Annotated in this window: 22 protein-coding genes; 8 read left to right on the top strand and 14 right to left on the bottom strand. The window is 57.3% G+C overall.

Annotation, left to right across the window (positions count from 1 at the left end; translation table 11 throughout):
• Nucleotides 1-906, bottom strand: a complete 906-nt coding sequence (locus tag AC2FIC_RS16485) for a LysR family transcriptional regulator (RefSeq protein WP_271952071.1) — start codon at nucleotides 904-906, stop codon at nucleotides 1-3.
• Nucleotides 907-1,134: 228 nt separating this feature from the next.
• Between AC2FIC_RS16485 and AC2FIC_RS16480 the strand changes: the two genes are divergently transcribed.
• Together AC2FIC_RS16480 and AC2FIC_RS16475 are read left to right on the top strand one after the other, a co-directional pair.
• Nucleotides 1,135-1,575 (top strand): DUF4399 domain-containing protein, encoded by a 441-nt coding sequence (locus AC2FIC_RS16480; RefSeq protein ID WP_281973795.1) that lies wholly within the window; start codon nucleotides 1,135-1,137, stop codon nucleotides 1,573-1,575.
• A 127-nt stretch (nucleotides 1,576-1,702) separates the two neighbouring features.
• The gene (locus tag AC2FIC_RS16475) at nucleotides 1,703-2,311 is read left to right on the top strand and encodes a LysE family translocator (RefSeq protein WP_142639979.1); all 609 of its coding nucleotides are present in this window, start codon (nucleotides 1,703-1,705) and stop codon (nucleotides 2,309-2,311) included.
• Nucleotides 2,312-2,362: 51 nt separating this feature from the next.
• Here AC2FIC_RS16475 and AC2FIC_RS16470 read toward each other — a convergent pair whose 3' ends face one another.
• Nucleotides 2,363-4,390: an FAD-dependent oxidoreductase gene (locus AC2FIC_RS16470; protein ID WP_496693058.1), complete on the bottom strand. Its 2,028-nt coding sequence runs from the start codon at nucleotides 4,388-4,390 to the stop codon at nucleotides 2,363-2,365.
• A gap of 138 nt (nucleotides 4,391-4,528) precedes the next feature.
• On the opposite strand from AC2FIC_RS16470, the gene AC2FIC_RS16465 reads away from it, so the two are divergent.
• Nucleotides 4,529-5,014, top strand: a complete 486-nt coding sequence (locus AC2FIC_RS16465; RefSeq protein ID WP_496693057.1) for an RNA pyrophosphohydrolase — start codon at nucleotides 4,529-4,531, stop codon at nucleotides 5,012-5,014.
• A 1-nt stretch (nucleotide 5,015) separates the two neighbouring features.
• On the top strand, nucleotides 5,016-5,663 hold the full coding sequence (gene trhA, locus AC2FIC_RS16460; protein ID WP_496693056.1) for a PAQR family membrane homeostasis protein TrhA: 648 nt from the start codon (nucleotides 5,016-5,018) through the stop codon (nucleotides 5,661-5,663).
• A 56-nt stretch (nucleotides 5,664-5,719) separates the two neighbouring features.
• Here trhA and AC2FIC_RS16455 read toward each other — a convergent pair whose 3' ends face one another.
• Nucleotides 5,720-6,709 (bottom strand): adenosine kinase, encoded by a 990-nt coding sequence (locus AC2FIC_RS16455; RefSeq protein WP_496693055.1) that lies wholly within the window; start codon nucleotides 6,707-6,709, stop codon nucleotides 5,720-5,722.
• Nucleotides 6,706-7,350: an endonuclease III gene (gene nth, locus AC2FIC_RS16450; protein WP_271952085.1), complete on the bottom strand. Its 645-nt coding sequence runs from the start codon at nucleotides 7,348-7,350 to the stop codon at nucleotides 6,706-6,708. The genes AC2FIC_RS16455 and nth overlap by 4 nt, the downstream gene beginning before the upstream one ends.
• Nucleotides 7,351-7,560: 210 nt before the next feature.
• Here nth and AC2FIC_RS16445 point away from each other — a divergent pair, with 210 nt between their 5' ends.
• The 3 genes from AC2FIC_RS16445 (at nucleotide 7,561) to AC2FIC_RS16435 (ending at nucleotide 10,508) form a co-directional block, all read left to right on the top strand.
• On the top strand, nucleotides 7,561-8,604 hold the full coding sequence (locus AC2FIC_RS16445; protein ID WP_496693054.1) for a heme-binding protein: 1,044 nt from the start codon (nucleotides 7,561-7,563) through the stop codon (nucleotides 8,602-8,604).
• A gap of 76 nt (nucleotides 8,605-8,680) precedes the next feature.
• Nucleotides 8,681-9,532: a bifunctional helix-turn-helix domain-containing protein/methylated-DNA--[protein]-cysteine S-methyltransferase gene (locus AC2FIC_RS16440; protein WP_281973788.1), complete on the top strand. Its 852-nt coding sequence runs from the start codon at nucleotides 8,681-8,683 to the stop codon at nucleotides 9,530-9,532.
• Between the two features lie 76 nt (nucleotides 9,533-9,608).
• Nucleotides 9,609-10,508 (top strand): cation diffusion facilitator family transporter, encoded by a 900-nt coding sequence (locus AC2FIC_RS16435; RefSeq protein WP_496693053.1) that lies wholly within the window; start codon nucleotides 9,609-9,611, stop codon nucleotides 10,506-10,508.
• A gap of 12 nt (nucleotides 10,509-10,520) precedes the next feature.
• Here the strand turns inward: AC2FIC_RS16435 and AC2FIC_RS16430 are convergent, their stop codons facing one another.
• Nucleotides 10,521-11,960 carry an aldehyde dehydrogenase family protein gene (locus AC2FIC_RS16430; protein WP_142639996.1) on the bottom strand — a complete coding sequence of 480 codons (1,440 nt, stop codon included), beginning with the start codon at nucleotides 11,958-11,960 and terminating at the stop codon, nucleotides 10,521-10,523.
• Between the two features lie 207 nt (nucleotides 11,961-12,167).
• On the opposite strand from AC2FIC_RS16430, the gene AC2FIC_RS16425 reads away from it, so the two are divergent.
• The gene (locus tag AC2FIC_RS16425) at nucleotides 12,168-12,818 is read left to right on the top strand and encodes a peroxiredoxin (RefSeq protein ID WP_142639998.1); all 651 of its coding nucleotides are present in this window, start codon (nucleotides 12,168-12,170) and stop codon (nucleotides 12,816-12,818) included.
• Between the two features lie 70 nt (nucleotides 12,819-12,888).
• Here the strand turns inward: AC2FIC_RS16425 and AC2FIC_RS16420 are convergent, their stop codons facing one another.
• The 9 genes from AC2FIC_RS16420 to rpsO all read right to left on the bottom strand — a co-directional run bounded on the left by AC2FIC_RS16420 (nucleotide 12,889) and on the right by rpsO (nucleotide 19,663).
• Nucleotides 12,889-13,620, bottom strand: a complete 732-nt coding sequence (locus AC2FIC_RS16420) for a glycosyltransferase family 25 protein (protein WP_282027884.1) — start codon at nucleotides 13,618-13,620, stop codon at nucleotides 12,889-12,891.
• Between the two features lie 48 nt (nucleotides 13,621-13,668).
• Nucleotides 13,669-14,199: a helix-turn-helix transcriptional regulator gene (locus tag AC2FIC_RS16415; RefSeq protein WP_142640002.1), complete on the bottom strand. Its 531-nt coding sequence runs from the start codon at nucleotides 14,197-14,199 to the stop codon at nucleotides 13,669-13,671.
• 23 nt (nucleotides 14,200-14,222) lie between these two features.
• Nucleotides 14,223-14,495: a PepSY domain-containing protein gene (locus AC2FIC_RS16410; RefSeq protein WP_496693052.1), complete on the bottom strand. Its 273-nt coding sequence runs from the start codon at nucleotides 14,493-14,495 to the stop codon at nucleotides 14,223-14,225.
• Nucleotides 14,496-14,669: 174 nt separating this feature from the next.
• Complete coding sequence (pnp, locus tag AC2FIC_RS16405; RefSeq protein WP_281973783.1) at nucleotides 14,670-16,820, bottom strand: polyribonucleotide nucleotidyltransferase; 2,151 nt, start codon at nucleotides 16,818-16,820, stop codon at nucleotides 14,670-14,672.
• 236 nt (nucleotides 16,821-17,056) lie between these two features.
• On the bottom strand, nucleotides 17,057-17,425 hold the full coding sequence (locus tag AC2FIC_RS16400; protein ID WP_142640007.1) for a DUF1761 family protein: 369 nt from the start codon (nucleotides 17,423-17,425) through the stop codon (nucleotides 17,057-17,059).
• Nucleotides 17,422-17,844, bottom strand: coding sequence for an SRPBCC family protein (locus AC2FIC_RS16395; RefSeq protein WP_271952105.1), 423 nt, complete (start codon nucleotides 17,842-17,844; stop codon nucleotides 17,422-17,424). The genes AC2FIC_RS16400 and AC2FIC_RS16395 overlap by 4 nt, the downstream gene beginning before the upstream one ends.
• Nucleotides 17,825-18,178: an ArsR/SmtB family transcription factor gene (locus tag AC2FIC_RS16390; RefSeq protein WP_142640011.1), complete on the bottom strand. Its 354-nt coding sequence runs from the start codon at nucleotides 18,176-18,178 to the stop codon at nucleotides 17,825-17,827. Before AC2FIC_RS16390 ends, AC2FIC_RS16395 begins: the two co-directional genes overlap by 20 nt.
• Nucleotides 18,179-18,494: 316 nt before the next feature.
• Nucleotides 18,495-18,704: a hypothetical protein gene (locus tag AC2FIC_RS16385; protein WP_142640013.1), complete on the bottom strand. Its 210-nt coding sequence runs from the start codon at nucleotides 18,702-18,704 to the stop codon at nucleotides 18,495-18,497.
• A 689-nt stretch (nucleotides 18,705-19,393) separates the two neighbouring features.
• Nucleotides 19,394-19,663 (bottom strand): 30S ribosomal protein S15, encoded by a 270-nt coding sequence (rpsO, locus tag AC2FIC_RS16380; protein ID WP_142640015.1) that lies wholly within the window; start codon nucleotides 19,661-19,663, stop codon nucleotides 19,394-19,396.
• Nucleotides 19,664-19,709 lie beyond the last annotated feature (46 nt).

Raw genomic sequence — 19,709 nt, 5'->3', positions numbered from 1 at the left:
TTACCAGTCCATCGGGCCTTTTTCGTTGAAGGCATCGACGAGGAAATCAATGAATGCCCGCACCTTGGGCTGCGTAAAGCGGCCGGGCGGGTAGACGGCATAAACGCCTTGCACTTCATCGGGCAGCGACGGCATTGCGTCGACAACTTCGCCCGACTTCAGCGCCTCGGCATAGAGATAGCTGGGCAGATGCGCGATCCCAAGCCCCGAGACCGCAGCGTTCAACAAGGATTGCCCATCATTCACGCTGAGCCACCCGGCGGTGCGGACCTGACGTTTTTCACCCGAAGGTGCGGTCAGTTTCCACACATTGCCCGAAGACTGGCTGGAATAATGTAACAGCTTGTGTTCGTTCAGGTCGTCGATCTTTTGCGGACGCCCGAATTTCTCGATATAGGTGGGCGCGGCGACCATCCGCTTGACGGTTTCGGTCAGCTTGCGGGCGCGCAATGTACTGTCTTCCAGCTCACCAATCCGCACAGCAACGTCGAACCCTTCCGAGATCAGCTCAACATAGCGATTGTTCAGCACCATATTCACCGTGATGTCGGGATAGGCAGCTAGAAATCCTGACAGAACCGGAGAAAGGTGATTCACGCCGAAATCTGTCGCCACACTGATCCGCAGCAGACCAGAGGGGGCAGATTGCATCGAGGTGACCAGCGCATCAGCCTCGCCCGCGTCATTCAGAACGCGGCGGGCCCGGTCATAATAGGCCAGCCCGATCTCGGTTGGTGACACGCGGCGCGTCGTACGGTTCAGCAGTCTTGCGCCCAGGCGTGCTTCCAGGCTGGAAACGTGCTTGGACACAGCCGATTTTGAGATGCCCATTTTCTTGGCCGCGTCGGTGAAACCGCCTTGGTCCACCACGTTGGCGAAGGCTTCCATTTCGGTCAGTCGGTCCATTCTTGTTCCCCAGGTGTAGGTTCTTTAGCTGATCTTTACGTCAAATCTGGGCGGAAACAGGGCGGACATGGGATAATATCAGGGATTTGAATCGGATCGTTTGCGCTTGGGAAACTCTGAAACAGTGGTTTCCATATGGGCCACAAGCCTTTTGACAACGGGTATCCTCGATTTCGGGCCGAAACATGCTACCATGAGGATGGCAAATTTGTGACAACGGAGAAGATTATGAAAGCTGTTTTAGCTATTGCCGCAACCTGCCTGTCGGCGACATTTGCACTGGCCGGGGGTGAAACACCATCAAACCCCGAAGCGCAGGTCTATTTTGTGAAATTGTCTGACGGCGACGTTGTCCAATCTCCGGTCACCGTGGTCTTTGGCCTCAGCGGCATGGGGGTCGCGCCGGCGGGTACTGAAAAGGAAAACACCGGGCATCATCATCTGCTGATCGACCGACCGCCTTTGGGGCAGGGAGAGGACGGTGCGGATGAGTTGTCTTATGGTCTGCCCGCGGATGACAATCATATCCATTTTGGCGGCGGTCAGACCGAGGTGACGCTGGAAATGGCTGCAGGCGAACATACGCTTCAGCTAGTGCTGGGCGATGCAGGTCATGTACCGCATTCCACGCCCATCGTGTCTGAGGTGATTACGATAACCGTTGAATAAGCGATAAGGGACTTCTGCTGTTGGTATCCGGCGGGCTTTCAGGAATATCGCCGGGCCACAGTGATGTATGGCGTTTACTTTTCCTTTCGAACCGGAAATTCTGCGTGCTAGGAAAGGGAGGGCTGGGATGTCGACAGAGTTCCTACTGACGTCTCTGATCGTTGTGCTTTTACCGGGCACCGGCGTGATCTATACGCTTGCGGTTGGGTTGGGGCGTGGCTTTTGGGCCAGTTTTGCGGCGGCGATTGGCTGTACCATAGGGATCGTACCTGCTGCGCTGGCCAGTATCGTCGGTCTTGCGGCCCTGCTGCATACCAGCGCGCTGGCCTTTCTGGTGCTAAAATACCTTGGGGTGCTGTATCTGTTTTACATGGCCTGGGGGATCGTCCGGCAAGGCGGAGCATTGGATGTACAGAGCCAGAAACCCGCAAAAGGGTATGTGAAGATTGCAATCACGGGCACCTTGATCAATGTGTTGAACCCCAAGCTATCTTTGTTCTTTCTGGCCTTTCTGCCGCAATTCATTCCCGCCGGTACAGGTGCCGCCGAAGCAGAGCTGATCAAGTTGGCCTTGTCCTTCATGGCCATGACCTTTGTCGTCTTTGTTGGTTATGGCGCTTTCGCTGCGGTGGCACGCGACTATGTGATCCAGCGGCCCACTGTCATGGCTTGGGTCAGGCGCTGTTTCGCCGGGGCCTTTGGGGCATTGGGTGCAAAGCTGGCGCTGGCCGACTGACCCCAATACCAGCAGAGCGATTGGCCCGGTTCTGGACCGGGCCAAGGCATATCAGAAACTGGTTGCCAGCCGCGTGCCCTGATTGATGGCCCGTTTGGCGTCCAATTCGGCTGCAACATCCGCGCCGCCGATCACATGTGGGGTGATGCCACGTTCGATCAACGTATCGGCCAGGCTGCGGTCCGAGATCTGGCCCGAGCACAGAACAATCGTATCCACCGCAATTACTGTCGGGTTCTCGCGTGCTTCGCCGAAACTCACATGCAGCCCGTCATCGTCGATCCGCTCATAATTCACGCCACCGACGAAATTGACGTTTTTCATCTTCAGCGTTGCGCGATGAATCCAGCCGGTGGTCTTGCCCAACCCTTTGCCATGGGCTTGCGCCTTGCGCTGCAGCAAAGTCACCTGGCGCGCGGGGGCGGCAGGTTGTGGCCCTTCAGGTGCCAGCCCCGAGCGATGCTCGGCCGGGTCGGTAACGCCCCATTCCTTCATCCAGGCAGGCAAGTCGGTGGTGATGCTGTGGCCTTCTTCCAGCAGGAATTCGGACACGTCAAAGCCGATCCCACCTGCTCCGATCACGGCCACTGATTTGCCAACCGGGGTCTTGTGGCGCAGGACGTCGATATAATCGACGACATTGTCACGGTCCTGACCGGGGATTTTCGGATCACGCGGGACGACGCCGGTGGCGATCACCACCTCGTCATAGCCGGCCAGATCATCGGCGCACACTTCACGCTCAAGCTCGACCTTAATGCCCAAATCGGCAATCATGGTGCGGTACCAGTCGACCAGACCCCAGAATTCCTCTTTGCCCGGAACCTGCTTGGCCATGTTCAACTGACCGCCGATCTCACTGGCGCGGTCAAACAGGGTCACGTCATGGCCGCGCTGGGCGGCGGTCATTGCGGTCGACAGACCTGCGGGGCCCGCGCCGACGACGGCAACTTTCTTGACGCTGTCGGCCTGTGTGATCACCAGTTCAGTTTCGTGACAAGCGCGCGGGTTTACCAGGCACGAGGTCAGTTTGCCCTGGAATGTGTGATCCAGACAGGCCTGGTTGCAAGCGATGCAGGGTGCAATCGTCGCCGCCTCAGCAGCGATGGCTTTGTTAACGAAATCCGCATCTGCCAGCATCGGGCGGGCCAGCGAGACCATGTCGGCGCACCCCGTGGCAAGAACCTCTTCGGCGACCTCCGGCGTGTTAATCCGGTTCGACGTGATGACCGGGATCGAGACCTTGCCCATCAGCTTTTTGGTCACCCAAGCAAAGGCCGCGCGCGGAACGCTGGTGGCAATGGTGGGAATCCGCGCCTCATGCCAGCCAATGCCGGTATTGATGATCGTGGCGCCAGCCTCTTCGATCCGTTTGGCCAGTTCGACAACCTCGTCATGGGTGGATCCGTTGGGAACCAGATCAATCATCGACAAGCGGTAGATGATGATGAATTCCGTGCCGACGGCCTCGCGCGTGCGGCGCACGACATCTATCGGCAGGCGCATCCGGTTCTCATAAGAGCCGCCCCAACGGTCCTCGCGCTTGTTGGTGTGAGTCACCAGAAACTGGTTGAGGAAATACCCTTCGGACCCCATGATCTCGACCCCGTCATAGCCCGCCTTCTGGGCCAGGACCGCGGCGTTCACGATATCGCTGATCTGTTTCTCGATACCCTCTTCGTCCAGCTCGGTCGGCGGGAAAGGAGAGATCGGAGATTTCACTGGGCTGGGTGCGACACATTTCGGCCCGTAGGCATAGCGCCCCGCATGCAGGATCTGCATCGCGATCTTGCCACCGGCCTCATGCACCCGTTGGGTGACGATGGAGTGGTTTGCCACTTCTTTGTCGTTGGTCATCATTGATGCCCCCGGCAGTACCGAACCTTCAAGATTTGGTCCGATCCCTCCAGTCACCATCAGCGCCACGCCACCGCGCGCGCGGTCGGCATAGAACTCGGCCACCCGATTCCAATCGCCAGTCTCCTCAAGCCCGGTATGCATCGAGCCCATCAGCACGCGGTTCTTCAGCGTGGTAAAGCCCAGATCCAGCGGGGCCAGCATGTTTGGGTATGCAGTCATCCAGAACTCTCCCTTATAGAATTTGGCTGCCAGATTGACCTTCGCGTCATCTTTGTCACGCGAAACCTAACGTCATACCCTTTGCCTTGGGCCCGCTGCTTGTTACAGAAGCTCCAAAGCATGTTCACGAGGCCGCGTATGACCCCCGAAGAGATTGCCAAACTGCCCTACCGCCCCTGCGTCGGGCTGATGTTGATGAATGCCGAGGGTAAGATATTCGTCGGCCAGCGCAACGACCGCCACAAGGACGCCTGGCAGATGCCTCAGGGTGGCGTGGACCAGGGTGAAGACCCGCGCGATGCGGCGCTGCGCGAGCTGTGGGAAGAAACCGGCGTCACGGCAGATCTGGTCGAGATCATCGCCGAGACCGAGGGGTGGTTGCCCTATGATCTGCCGCATGACATCGTGCCGAAGATCTGGAAAGGTCGGTATCGGGGGCAAGAGCAGAAATGGTTTCTGATGCGGTTCTCTGGCCGCGACGATCAGATCGACATTCAGACTGAGCATCCCGAATTCACCCGCTGGAAATGGCAGGAACCGGGCCAGCTGGTTGCCGAAATCGTGCCGTTCAAACGCGACGTGTATGAACACGTGGTTGCAGCGTTTTCGGATCACCTGAACTGACATGATCCCACAGACCTATCCCAGTCCGGACCCATGCCACCGCCGCGCCGATCTGGTCGTGCATCTTATCGGTCTGGCGTTGATTTTGACCGCTGGCGGAGCGCTGATCCGCAAATCGTACCTGATGCTCGACAGCGGGCTTATTCTTGCGGTTCTGGTTTATGTAGCCTGTGCGTTGGGCTCTAATCTGGCCTCGTGTTTTTATCACTTTTCCCGCTGGCACCAGCGTCGGCAGCTGCTACGACGCATAGACCATGCCGCAATCTATTCCAGTATCTGCGGCACCTTCACACCCTTTTTCCTGCTGGCCGGTACCGGCTGGACCATGACTTTGCTCTGGTTGTGCTGGGGGCTGACTGTGGTGGCCATCTGGAACAAGATCGCCAACAAGACGGTCAAGTCCCGATGGTCAACAGCATCTTATCTGGGTTTGGGCGCGCTGGGGCTGTGCGCCATACCCGATCTGAAAGATGTCCCCGTTTCAGTCCTGTGGTGCATTCTGGCCGGGGCGGCAAGCTATGTGATCGGAACAGTCTTTTATGCCCGCAAGACACTGCCTTTCCGCTATGCGATTTGGCACGCTTGGGTCAATCTTGGCGGCATATTCATGTTCGTAGGCATCTGGATCGCCATGTTCGTGCAGGGATAACTGTGAGGGGAGGGGCTCTGCCCCCTCCCACATATTATAGGCCAGTCCTGATCCGATTAAAGCAAGCCGCCCTGCTTGAGCAAATCGATCATATCCGCCTTGGGGCGCGGGCCGATATGGCTGATCACCTCACGGGCGCAGACATTGCCCATCTTGGCGCAGGTCTCATAGTCGCGCCCAGTGGCCATGCCAAACAGGAACCCGGCTGCGAATTGGTCGCCTGCGCCGGTGGCGTCGACGGGAACGATTTTTTCCACCGGAATGTCAAAGCGCTGACCTTCATTCAGCACAGTTACCCCGTCGCCTGACCGGGTGCAGACCACCAGAGGGCAGATATCGGCGGTTTTCGCCAGTGCATCCTCAAGATCGTTGGTTTCGAACAGGGATTTGATCTCGGCCTCGTTGCCGATCACAAAATCCAGTTCATTTTCGATCAGCAGTAGGAAATCGACCCGGTGCCGTTCAACACAGAACGGGTCAGAAATGGCGATCCCGGCCTTGCCGCCGCCCTTGTGGCAATCCCGTGCGGCCTGAAGGAACGCAGCTTTGCCTTTTTCCTTGTCGAACAAATAGCCTTCAAGGAACATGATCTGGCTGTTATCCGCGACCCCGGCTGACACATCCGCCGAGGAAAGCTCCGAGGAAATCCCCAGATAGGTGTTCATCGACCGTTCACCGTCGGGTGAGACAAAAATCATCGAGCGCGAAGTCGGAAGCTCTCCACCCGGTACGGGCGGATTCACGAAATCCACACCGTCCTCGTGCATCGCCTCTGCGTAGAATCGTCCCAACGCATCATCATGTACGCGTCCGATAAAGGCTGCGCTCAGTCCCAGTGCGCCGGCACCGGCAATCGTGTTAGCAACGGATCCGCCCGGCGTTTGCACGCGGCCTTCCATAGCGGCGTAAAGAAGTTCACCCCGCTCCTGTTCTATCAGCTGCATGATGCCCTTCTCGATGCCCATCAGTTCCAGAAAACTGTCATCGGCCTGAGAGATCACGTCCACAACGGCGTTTCCAATACCGGTGAGCTGGTAGGTTTTCATAGGTTCTTGTCCTCGAATTGGCAGAGATCGCGGATGATACAGGTTCCGCACATAGGTTTGCGTGCTTTGCAGTGATACCGGCCATGCAAGATAAGCCAGTGATGTGCGTGCAGTTGGAAGTCGGTCGGGATGTTATCTTCGATTGCGCGTTCAACCGCATCCACATGTTTTCCCGGACAGATGCCTGTTCGGTTTCCGACACGGAAAATATGCGTATCCACGGCCTGCGCCGGATAGCGCCACCACATGTTCAACACCACATTGGCGGTCTTACGCCCGACGCCCGGCAGCGATTGCAACGCGGCGCGGGAATTGGGAACTTCGCCGTCATACTCTTCGACCAGAATACGGCTGAGCTTGATGACGTTCTTTGCCTTTTGGCGGAATAGACCGATGGTTTTGATATGCTCGATCAGGCCATCTTCGCCCAGGTCCAGCATCTTTTGCGGGGTGTCGGCGGTTTTGAAAAGGGCGCGCGTAGCCTTGTTGACGCCGACATCGGTGGCCTGTGCAGACAGCGCCACCGCTACGACCAGAGTATAGACATTCACATGCTCTAGCTCACCCTCAGGTTCCGGGTCAGCCTGCTGAAAGCGGGTAAAAATCTCTCGGATAGTGTGGTAATCAAGTTGCTTGGCCATGCGGCGACGTATGCACGTATTGCGGCGCAGGGCAAGCCGATGGCTCGGGTAACCACACAAGCAAGAATCTGCTTAGCGGATAGCTGTGGGTTTTGGATTACGTAGGGTAAGCCTGATTCGTGTTATTCTCGCGATGCGCAGCCAATTCTTATTTCAGCGCATTTTTCCCGCATTGGCGGATATTTTATTTAATTATTGAAAGGTTGATCCATGGCGAACCCAGATCTTGCCGCAAAAATGCAGTCCCGTTATCGGTCTGTTGAGCTGGCCCATCAAGGCGACGAAGACCTCGGCCCCCTGAAATTATTGCCCGGAGTTTGGAAGAACGGCGACAGCACGCGCGGACGTGGCTGGAACATGATCGCGCTTCCGTTTGCGACCGAGCCTGGCAGCCGTCTCAACTATCGTCTGCTGGTTAATCAATTCGAGGAAACGCTTCAATTCACGACCGTTGACAAAGCGGTTCCAAACCGCGGGATTGAGCGTCCGAACCCGGCCTCAGGAGACCCGACCATTAACACCGATCAGTTTGTGGTTACGCTGGATTATCAGCAGTCCATCGCGCAGCTCTCGGCTGAAGATCGCCCCGACAGCGGACTGGCAGGACCTGCCGATCTGGCCATCCATCACGAGCCCGGTCTGTTCCTGCATATGACCAATCTGACCACAAACAATCTGAACGTTGCACGTTTGGGAACGGTGCCACATGGCGACTCGCTGTTAGGTCTTGGAGAAGCGAGCGAGATCGATGGACCGCCAACGATTCCGGTGGTGGACGGGCTGCCCGAAGGGGCCACAAAGGACCTGAACAGCGGATATCTTTCGCCCTACAAACATTATCACGATAATCCGTTCAACGGCGTTGTGACCGCCCCGGGGTTCCCAGGCTTCGATCCTGTGCACCCGCATCTGTTGCTGGCAGCTGGAATACCGAACAATGTGAAAAAAACCACGATATTGCCGTTCAACACCGCGCTTGAGGATGCCGGGATCGTCAACATTCCGTTTGTTGTCAAACAAGCCAACGCGGCGGTTATGGATTCGATCTTTTGGATCATGGAGCTGGACGAGCCGGGAATTGGCGGTGAACCCAAGCTGCTGATGATGTATCTGCAGAATGTCGGTCTGGATTTCTTCCCACGCTTTGACGGGAAGCCCGGTCTGATCCGCTGGCCGCATGTCAGCATCAACGTCATGGAAAAGGTTGCACCCCCGGAAGAGGCGGCACCCTATACCGTTATCCCGCAGGTCTGAGGGGCAGATAGCGCAAGAATCGGGTCGCACTCTGGTCGGTAACAGGCCATCTTCTGTCTATCGAAGGAGTGCGACCATGAATGTCCAGACCCCAGAAAGCGGCTATCATTATAATGTCATGCGCCGGGCGATTGACCTGATTGATCAGGGTGGAGAGGCCCTGAGTCTTGAGGAACTGGCACAGCAGATGGATATGAGCCCCGCGCATTTCCAGCGCCTGTTCTCACGTTGGACCGGGGTATCGCCCAAGCGGTATCAGCAATATCTGACGCTAGGCCATGCCAAGGCGTTGCTGCGCGAGCGGTTCACGACACTGGAAACCGCTCTGAATGTTGGCCTGTCCGGCAGCGGTCGCCTGCATGATCTGTTCCTGAAATGGGAATCCATGAGCCCCGGCGAATATGCCCGTAGGGGTGCCGGTTTGACCATCTATTGGGGATGGTTTGAATGTCCTTTTGGTCCTGCTTTGGTGATGGGCACCGACAAGGGCATCTGCGGAATGGCCTTTGGGGCCGAAACCGGCGAAGAAAATGCCATGGCGGATATGTTGTCGCGTTGGCCCAATGCCAATTTCGTCGAGGACCCGATGCGCCTGCGGCCCTGGGCGCTCAGTGCATTTGGCGCGGTGAGCGACCGATTGGAACCAACGCCTCTGTATCTGATAGGCTCGCCCCTGCAGATCAAAGTGTGGGAAGCGCTGATGCATATCCCTTCGGGCCAGGTCACAACCTATTCCGAGATCGCGCAACGGGTGGGATCACCGCAAGCTGTGCGCGCCGTCGGGACGGCCGTGGGTCGAAACCCGGTCAGTTGGCTGATCCCTTGCCACCGCGCGCTGCGAAAATCCGGGGGGCTGGGTGGGTATCATTGGGGCCTGCCGGTGAAACGCGCCATGCTGGCCTATGAGGCGGCACAAGCAGACGCTTGATTTCTGATCAGAAAAAGCCATAGGGATCATCGAACAAAGTGATAGACCTGTCCCAAGGTTGCAGGACACCAATGCGATGATCCAGAAATTTGCCCTGTGGTCGATCCCGATTTCCATCGCGGTTCTGGCCTTGAAACTCTTGGCCTGGTGGTTGACGGGATCAGTCGCCTTGTTGTCCGATGCGATGGAATCCGTGGTCAATGTGGTCGCGGCCTTGCTGGCGTTCTTTGCGGTTTCGATCGGCGGCAAACCTCCTGACGATAATCACCCCTTTGGGCACAAGAAAGCCGAATACCTGTCTGCTGTTGTCGAAGGTGTGCTGATCGTGCTGGCGGCACTTCTAATCCTGCGAGAGGCCGTTGCCGCGCTGTCATCGTCGCATCTGGACCAGGCCCCGCTGACCGGGGTGGCAATCAATGTGCTGGCAACCGCTCTGAACGGTGCCTGGGCCTATATGTTGCTGCGGGTCGGGCGGCAGTACGCCTCTCCGGCGCTTGAGGCCAGCGCAAAGCATATCTTTACCGATGTGTTCACCTCGGTGGGCGTTGTCATCGGATTGGTGTTGGCCCTTGCCACCGGCTGGCTGATCCTGGACCCGATCCTGGCCATTCTGGTCGCCCTGAACATTCTGTGGGAGGGATGGAAGGTCATTCGCAAGTCGATTGACGGTCTGATGGACGTGTCCCTTACTGATCCCGAACTGGATGAGGTGCGGAGCATCATCGATGCAAATCTGGGCCGGGCGCTGGAATATCACGACCTGCGGGGCCGTCGATCCGCCAGCATGATCTTTGTCGAGTTCCATCTGGTCGTTGACGGTGGCATGAGCGTGGCGACGGCCCATGATATCTGTGACGATATCGAAGACGCTTTGACCGATCAGTTCCCCGGATCGGTTTTTGTGATTCATCTCGAGCCGGATTCAGAGTCTAAAGGGCCCGGCGCAGATAGCGCACGGGCCCCGAAAGCAGGTTAGACGGCAGGTGGGTTACTCGGCAGCCCAGCCGCCGACGGCCTTGACCTCAAGGAAATCCTCCAGCCCCCAGACGCCGCCTTCGCGCCCGTTGCCGGATTGTTTCATGCCGCCGAACGGGGAACCCGCGCTGCGGGATTTGCCATTCATCTCGACCATACCCGACCGCAGAGCGCGGGCCATGCGGTTGGCACGGACGTTATCCTGTGTCTGGACATAGTTGGTCAGCCCATAAGGTGTGTCATTGGCGATTTCGATGGCCTCTTCCTCGGTATCGAAGGGGATCATGGTCAGAACCGGTCCAAAGATCTCTTCGCGGGCGACGGTCATCTGGTTGTTGACGTCGGCAAAGACCGTGGGCCGCACGTAATAGCCCTTGTTCAGCCCTTCAGGCCTGCCAGTGCCACCAGCGACAAGGCGCGCGCCTTCGTCGATACCCTTTTGGATCAGGTCCTGAATCTTGCCCCATTGCAGCTCGTTCACAACCGGGCCGATATGGCGGCCTTCTTCCATCGCCGGGCCAACGGTGACACCTTTGGCAACCTCAGCTGCGGTTTCCACCGCCGCGTCATAGATGGGACGCTGAACCAGCATCCGGCTAGGGGCGTTACAGCTTTGACCGGTGTTGTTCATCATGTGCAGCACGCCACGTTTGACGGCCTTTTCATCCGCATCGGCAAAGACCACGTTTGCACCCTTGCCGCCCAGTTCCAAATGCACCTTCTTCAGTGTATCGGCTGCGGCTTTGGAAATCGCCGTGCCCGCGCGGGTGGATCCCGTAAAGCTGACCATATCCACATCGGGGTGCGTGGACAGCTGAGACCCGACGCCAACCCCGTCACCGTTGACAAGGTTGAAGACACCGGGCGGGAATCCGGCCTCATCCATCAGCTCAGCAAAGATCATCGCGTTCAGCGGGCTTTGCTCCGAGGGTTTCAGAACCATTGTGCAGCCCGCTATCGCAGCCGCACCGACCTTCAGCGTGACCTGGTTCATTGGCCAATTCCACGGTGTGATCAGGGCGGCGACGCCGACGGCCTCATAGATGATCTGGTCGTTGGGAGCGTGATCGCCCAGCGGCCGCTCAAAAGGAAACGCTTTGGCAGCGCGGATGAAATTTGCCAGGTGCCAACTTCCTGCTCCGACTTGCTGGCTACGCGCCATGTCGATCGGGGCGCCCATCTCCAACGACATTGCCTGGGCCAGATCCTCGGACCGTTCGGCATAAAGCGCGATCAGCTTTTCGACCATCGCGATGCGGGTTTCCGCCGGGGTTTCCATCCAGCCGGGCAACGCCGCCTTGGCCGCTGCAACAGCCGCGTCTGTATCGGCCTGATCGCCCAGCGAAATCACGGCACATGGTTCTTCGGTCGAGGGGTTGATGACCTGAAAATCATGCGTAACCGATGGGGCAACCCACTGACCGTTGATGTAAAAATTGCGTTTCTCGATCATGGTGCATCCTCCTGACCATGCGACGGGGATTCTTGGTTCGGCGCCACTGTGTCAGGCCTTCAGGAAACCGGCAAGCGCGATTTGATCAAATGGAATTTTGAGGTCTGGCCTAGGGCTAAAGTGACTTGCTGACTGTTTAACATCGGCGCAAAGTGATTAGGTTCTGGACAACCGACTCGGTTTTGTAATTAGCAAAGGAGATGCTTCATGGGTTTGCGCATCAACGACACAGTCCCCAATTTCACTGCAGAAACGGATCAGGGCACCATTCAGTTCCACGACTGGATTGGGGATAGCTGGGCCATTCTGTTCTCGCACCCCAAGGATTTCACTCCTGTCTGCACCACCGAGTTTTCGGCCGTCGCGCAGCTAAGCGATGAGTGGGCCGCGCGCAACACCAAGGTCCTGGGCGTTTCGGTTGACGGCGTCGAAGACCACAAGAAGTGGAAAAAGGATATCGAGGCCTATGGCAACGCGCATCCCGGTTTTCCAATCATTGCCGATGATGGTCTGGCCGTTTCAAAGGCCTTCGACATGCTGCCCGCCGAGGCCTATTTGCCGGACGGGCGTACCCCGGCCGACAGCGCGACCGTGCGGTCGGTCTTTATCATCGGGCCAGATAAGCAACTGAAGCTGTCGATGACCTATCCTATGACTGTGGGACGTAACTTTGCCGAGATTCTGCGTGCACTGGACGGGTTGCAGATGTCGTCGAAAGGCGTGGCTACCCCGGCGAACTGGGTGCCTGGCGAAGACGTAATCATTCCGCCTGCTGTCTCAAACGACGACGCCAAAGCAAAGTTTGGCGAGTTCGAGACCATCTTCCCCTATCTGCGCAAGACCAAGGCGCCGTCGTAAGACGGCCCAGGTCAGGGGGGCTGTCTGCCCCCCATCGCGCCTCGTGGCGCGATTCCCCCCGAAGGTATTTTCAGCCAGATGAAGCAGGCGGGCGCTGCGGGTGCAGGTGCAGCTTGGCGCGGTAGGCTGCGCGCTTGAACTCTCGGGTTAATTTGTCTGACAGGGGCGGTTTTGTCTGAATGGTCGAGCCGCCGATTTCCTGGGCCACTTCTTGATTTCCGCTGCCTTGCAAGGCGTGAACCGGCTGGTCTGTCAGCCAGTGCATCTGCAAGAAGGTATCGACAGGGCGGTCGATTTGGTCGGTGGTCGCCAAAAGGCGTTCGGCGGCGTTTTTCCCCACCATCTGACATACGCATTGCAGGCCGATCACCTTGGGTAGGATCAGCCGCAGGCCATCTTGTTCTGCCAAGACCTCTGCCGGTACTTCGCGCTGTTTTACGGGGATGCGGATATAGTGATCGGGGGTGGCGATTGAGGCCAGCAACCCAAGCGCCTGTTCCATTCGCGCCCGATCTATGCGCAGGTCATCCTCGGTGATGATGGCCAGGTCGATATCGTCCTCGACCAGCTTGCGCCAGATGCGTCGATGGCTTTCGAACACGCCGATTTCTGCGGGTCGCAAGGGGAATGGGTAATGCGGGCGGTGCAGATTTCCGGAATGCAGTTCGACACCGGAAATCTGGTCAGGGTCGCGGCCATTTACGGCCTCAAACAGTTCAGCATTGGGCAGGGCCGCGCAGAGCTGATCAGCATTGGGACGGCGCGCGGTGCTCGAGGACATATGGATGACAAAGGATCGCATGCCCCGTGCATAGAACACCGCGTCAGGCGGGGAAAGAGCAACCGTGGATTAAGCCTGGCTCTGGTCGGCGGGTTCTGACGATGAGGACGTGTTGACTAGGGGTTCGGACAAAAGCTCTTCGACAAAAAAGCTGAGCAGTTGAAGCCGTCCCGAGACACCCGCCTTGCGGTAAATCGCAGCGCTTTGTGCCTTGATAGTCCCTTCTTTCGTCTGTCTCAGCTCGGCGATTTCTGCGATCGACAGACCTTTGATAGACAAGATTGCGACATCGCGTTCCGCATTGCTGAGCTGCCACTGCGTGAATTGATTTTCGATGACCTGCGAAAACGCGCCCTGCGCCACGCCCAGTTGACGCTGCATGTCCTGCACGCGCAAGCTCTGAGCCCGGATCAGGGTGATTGTCGCCACCAAACCACCGATCAGAGCCAGGGACAGGAACAATTCGAACTGGTGCAAATGCCGAAACCCGGCAGTTTCGCCGCCAAACCAATCTAGCGCTGCATCGGTTAGGAAAAAGGTGGCGCAGACAGCCTGCACCACCAGAAGGAGCCAGAGTAAAGACGTCTGTGAAATCTTCATAGCGCTCCTTTAAGATTGTCTGGTCAGTCGTCGTCCTCTTCAAGCTCGATCGCGGTGACAACGCCATCGGTCTTGTTCAGGACCAGTTCAGTTTCCACGCCATCCTTGACGAGTTCAACCTCGATCTCGCCATCTTCGAATTCGATCTCTTCGATCTGGTATCCCTGCGCCTCGAGAGTGGTGCGGATATCGGTCTCGGTGGTGCCCAGCATGTCCCCGACTGTCACGTTGGCAAAAGCCAGCACCGGGGCGGTCGCGATCAGTCCGGCCAGAGTCAGCATTTTGAAAGTCTCCATTTCGCATCTCCTAGATTTGTTGCGTCGATTTAGGAGACGTGGGTTCGCCTGGCCGGTGGTGCGATTGGATTTCGGTTGAATTGGGCGGAATTGGTCCAAGGTTTATGCTGACTGAACAAAAAAAAGACCCCGGACAAAGCCGGGGTCTTTCGAGAAATCAGAGGGGCGAGCAGATTATTCTGCGCCTTCCTCTTTCTTTTCTTTCTTCTCAGGTGCGATCTCTTCGCCGGTTTCCTGATCGACGATTTTCATCGACAGGCGCACCTTGCCGCGGTCGTCAAAGCCCAGCAGCTTGACCTTCACTTCCTGGCCTTCCTTCAGAACATCCGACGGATGGTTCAGGCGACGGTTTTCGATCTGGGACACATGGACCAGACCGTCGCGCTTGCCAAAGAAGTTCACGAAAGCACCAAAGTCGACGATCTTGACCACTTTACCGGTGTAGATCTGGCCTTCTTCGGGTTCGGCAACGATCGAATGGATCATCTCATAGGCCTTCTTGATCGATTCCCCATCGGGCGAGGCGATCTTGATCACGCCATCGTCGTTGATGTCGACCTTGGCACCCGAGACTTCGACGATTTCGCGGATGACTTTGCCGCCGGAACCGATCACTTCACGGATCTTGTCGGTGGGGATGTTCATGGTCTCGATGCGCGGTGCGTGGACCGAGAAATCATTGGTCTCGGACAGGGCTTTGCCCATCTCGCCCAGGATGTGCATCCGGCCGTCCTTGGCTTGCGCCAGGGCTTTCTCCATGATCTCGGGCGTGATGCCCGCAACCTTGATGTCCATCTGCAGAGAGGTGATGCCGTTTTCGGTACCCGCAACCTTGAAGTCCATGTCGCCCAGGTGGTCTTCGTCACCCAGAATGTCCGACAGGATCGCGTAATCGCCGTCATCTTCCAGGATCAGACCCATGGCAACACCGGCAACCGGTGCTTTCAGCGGAACGCCCGCATCCATCATCGACAGCGAACCGCCGCAAACAGACGCCATCGAGCTGGAGCCGTTGGATTCGGTGATCTCGGACACGATGCGGATCGTGTAGGGGAAATCGGTTGCCGCAGGCAGAACCGCCTGCAACGCGCGCCATGCCAGTTTGCCGTGACCAATCTCACGACGTCCCGGAGGGCCCACGCGACCCGCTTCACCAACCGAATAAGGAGGGAAGTTGTAATGCAGCAGGAAGTTCGATTTGAAGTTGCCGTGCAGGGCGTCGATGAACTGCTCATCATCACCGGTGCCCAGCGTGGTTACAGCCAGCGCCTGTGTTTCACCACGGGTGAACAGGGCCGAGCCGTGTGTCCGCGGCAGCATCGAGGTTTCTGCAACGATCGAACGGATATCGGTGGTCGAACGACCGTCGATCCGCTTGCCGCCTTTGACGACGTCGCCGCGCAGGATGCCTGCTTCCAGCTTTTTCATCGCCGAGCCAAGGTTCGCGTCTTCCAGCTGTTCCTCGGTGAGGGCTTCCTTGATTGCGTCGCGGGCAGCGGAAACAGCGGCAGTGCGCTCTTGCTTGTCGGTGATCGCGAAGGCTGCGCGCATCTGCTCTTCACCTGCGGCCTTAACGGCAGCGGACAGCTCAGAATAATCGGGCGCCTGGAAATCAAACGGCTCTTTTGCCGCGTCTTCGGCCAGTGAAATGATCAGGTCGATCACCGGCTGAATCTGCTCGTGTGCGAATTTGACCGCACCCAGCATCTCGGCTTCGGACAGTTCGTAAGCCTCCGATTCAACCATCATCACGGCGTCTTTGGTGCCGGCAACAACCAGATCCAGACGCTGTTCAGGGTTCAGGCGCAGGTCCTGCATGTCGTCCACAGTCGGGTTCAGAATGTATTCGCCATCCTCGAAACCAACGCGGCAACCAGCAATCGGGCCTCTGAACGGTGCGCCGGAAATGGTCAGCGCGGCAGAGGCTGCGATCATCGCAACCATGTCGGGGTCGTTGACCAGATCGTGGCTGAGCACGGTGCACATCACCAGAACTTCGTTTTTGAAGCCGTCAACAAACAGCGGGCGGATCGGCCGGTCGATCAGACGCGCGGTCAGCGTCTCTTTTTCAGTCGGGCGCGCCTCGCGCTTGAAAAAGCCACCCGGAACTTTACCGGCGGCATAATATTTCTCTTGGTAGTGGACGGTCAGCGGGAAAAAGTCCTGACCGGGTTTTTGCTTCCGCGCAAAGGTCACGTTTGCCATCACGCTGGTCTCGCCCAGCGTGGCAATCACACTGCCGTCCGCCTGACGGGCAACCTTGCCGGTTTCCAGTGTCAGCGTCTCTTCGCCCCACTGAATTGATTTCTTTGTTACATCAAACATTTGCGTATCCTAGAAGGGAGCACTCCCGCCCCTGCGGGTCTCCCGTTTGCGTGGCGGCCCCATTGCCGCCGACCCCACTTTATCTTCCATTCGAGTGCCGGAGTCAGAGCACAACGTCTCAGATGGACCGCCCATACAGCAGTTTGGGGGCTTTGGAAAGGCAGGAGTTCCGAGGAAGAGTAAGGGTATAAAGGGCGCATGCCCGATCCATCGAGGATCGGGCATGCGCTGCGATCCTACAGGATCGCGTGGGCCAGGATCATGACGATACCACAGCCCAGCGCATAGCCGGTGTCGACCGCAATGGCGAAGCCGCTTTTTTGCGCCCATGTCCCGACCGAGGCTGTCTGCGCCGCCACCGCAAGGATCGCAAGCAGGGCGACGCCCAGGCTATTGGTGGTCTCGGTCACCGCGATTACCGCAGCCAGCAGGATCAGGAACACGATCTGTGTGGCCATCGCGCCCAGTGGCGGGGTTTCGGGCGGCGTCGGGTCGATGCGGGTGCCCTCGGCCCAGCGTTTCTGAAAGCCCATAGGGCCGTAGACCAGCCAGCCCAACAAAAAGGCAGCGACCACCCCTGCACCGAGGGCCAGCCAGTTGATCATAGTGCCGTCTCCAGCGCCGCAAGGATAGCGGACCAGCCGCCCTCGTGATTGTCCCGGCTTTCCTGCGAGGGAAAGCGGATGTGGTGCAGCCGCAGCTCGGTACCCTTTTCGGTGGGTGTGAAATCCAGTGTGACCGTGGAATCGTCTTGGCTGTAGGGCGAATTCCAGGTGAATTGCAGCCGGTTGGGGCGGTCGATGATCTTGTATTCGCCCTCATGCGGCAAATCGCCAGCCTCGGGCGCGCGCATGATGATTTTGAACCGGCCGCCGACCTTGGCGTCGGAATGCGCTTCGGGCACGGTCATGCCCGGTGCCGGCAGCATGAATTTTGCCAGCATCTCGGGGTTGAGCCAGGCATCAAACACCTTTTCGGGTGGATGTGGAATGGCGCGCGTTATTTCAAGTGACAGGTCCGTCATCTTCTGGGTCCTCCAAAGCAGTTTCCAAGGCGTCCAGCCGAAGCGCCCAAATCGAACGCAACCCGGCAAACCAAGAATCAACGGCTGATAAAGGAGCCATCTGAACCTCGATCAGATGTTCGCGCCATTCGGTCCGGCGCTGCACCAGCTCGGCGTTTTCCAGCACCTTGATGTGCTTGGAGACCGAGTTGAGGCTCATATCGAATTGCCGCGCAATGTCCGTCACCCGCAATGGTCCCTGCTGCGCAAGCATCGTCAGAATAGCGCGGCGGGTCGGGTCGGACGCGGCCTTCAATATTGCATTGAGGTCATATCGACTCTCTCGTTCAACCATTTGGATGAATTACAACCTTATTCTGCTTCAGTCAACCATTTGGGTGAATAACATGTTGAAACCCTGATTGACCAGTCGCCAAATGCACCCTGTTGGATAAGGGTTTGGCCCTGATCGGTGCAGATGTGGCCGAATACAGTCTGAGTCAGGTAAAATTTGGGGAGGACTTGTGTGGCTAACGATGTTGGTGGAGCCACTGATTACGGGTGAGATCGGACCGTATTGGCCCCGTCTCCAGCTTAAAGAAGAAGATCCATTCTATTATGATCGTGCAGAAAGCGGTTTTCATATATCCGGGATCAAAGCGGGTCTGGGCCTATTGCAACGAATCTTCTTTGCTACGCGGTTGGGGAGACCCCAGTTCTTCTTCTTTCAGTATGCCGCGGAGGATTGCGGCAGTTTCCACCTCGGACATTCTTTTTACGATGCCATCTGTGCCAGAGACCATTGTTGACTTTTTTTCTGATTTAGGAGCCTGGGAAAGATTAGCTGCAAAAACGCGGTTCAAAACTGATTTTAGAGGCATTGTTAAACTCCAGTAAAATAGTCGTCAGACACTGTCGCTGCGGGCCAGTCCGAACCACGAGGGTGGGAGGGCTCAAAGACCGTTTGCCGTGAGTGTGTACCCGCAGCGACAGGCGGCATTTAGGAACCGACCGATCCTGTGCAAAGGGGGAAGATATTGGCCTTTCGCGTCATTTTTTGACTCTCTGATAAAAAAACACGACGTTGCTTACGTTTACGTCAACTTTCTAAACCAGCGCTGAGATTCTGCGACGCAACGTCACAATTTGACACCTGTTCATCACGGGCAAATTCAACGGTCCTGAAGGCAAAAAAGCGGCCGTCTTTAGGGGCGATTCTATCGTGCAAGCAGGCGGAACCGTGGCTCCCAATAAAAACGGGCGCGCCCATTGTGGGCGCGCCTTGAAAAGGGAGGACTATGAAAAACCTAACGCTCGAAAAAAAATAAGCGCCTACTCACTACAGTTCCTAGACTGCAGCGATTTGAGCAGCTTGTCGGTGAAGTGGATCACACGGCGCGAAAAAAGTTTCCATCGTCCGAGATGTTGTCGTGATCGGTCATCGAGAAGGCAGCGAAAGGCTTTGCTTCAAGGTCGTAGAGAACCCCAAAACCAAATACGCCCGCCGAATGGCGAGCGTATCATGATCTATTGGCTTTTCAGCGTCTGTATCAAAAACAGCAGCGCGCGCTTAGCGGCGGATGCCCAGCTTTTTGATCAGGTCCTGGTACCGTGCTTCTTCTTTGCCTTTCAGATAGTCCAGCAGCTTACGGCGCTGGGCAACCATCTTCAGAAGACCACGGCGACCGTGGTTGTCTTTCTTGTGGGTCTTGAAGTGCTCGGTCAGGGTGGTGATGCGCGAGGTCAGGATGGCAACCTGGACTTCTGGCGAACCGGTGTCGCCGTCCTTGGTTGCGAATTCTTTCATGACGCGATCTTTTTCAGCGGCAGTAATCGACATCGGGGTCTCCTTTGAAAAGGTTAGGGTTGATGGCACAGGCCGGGAT

Source organism: Ruegeria sp. CDSC079 (genome assembly GCF_059610505.1).
Note: the sequence above shows the minus strand (reverse complement) of the source record. Positions and strands in the feature narration are given on the sequence as shown.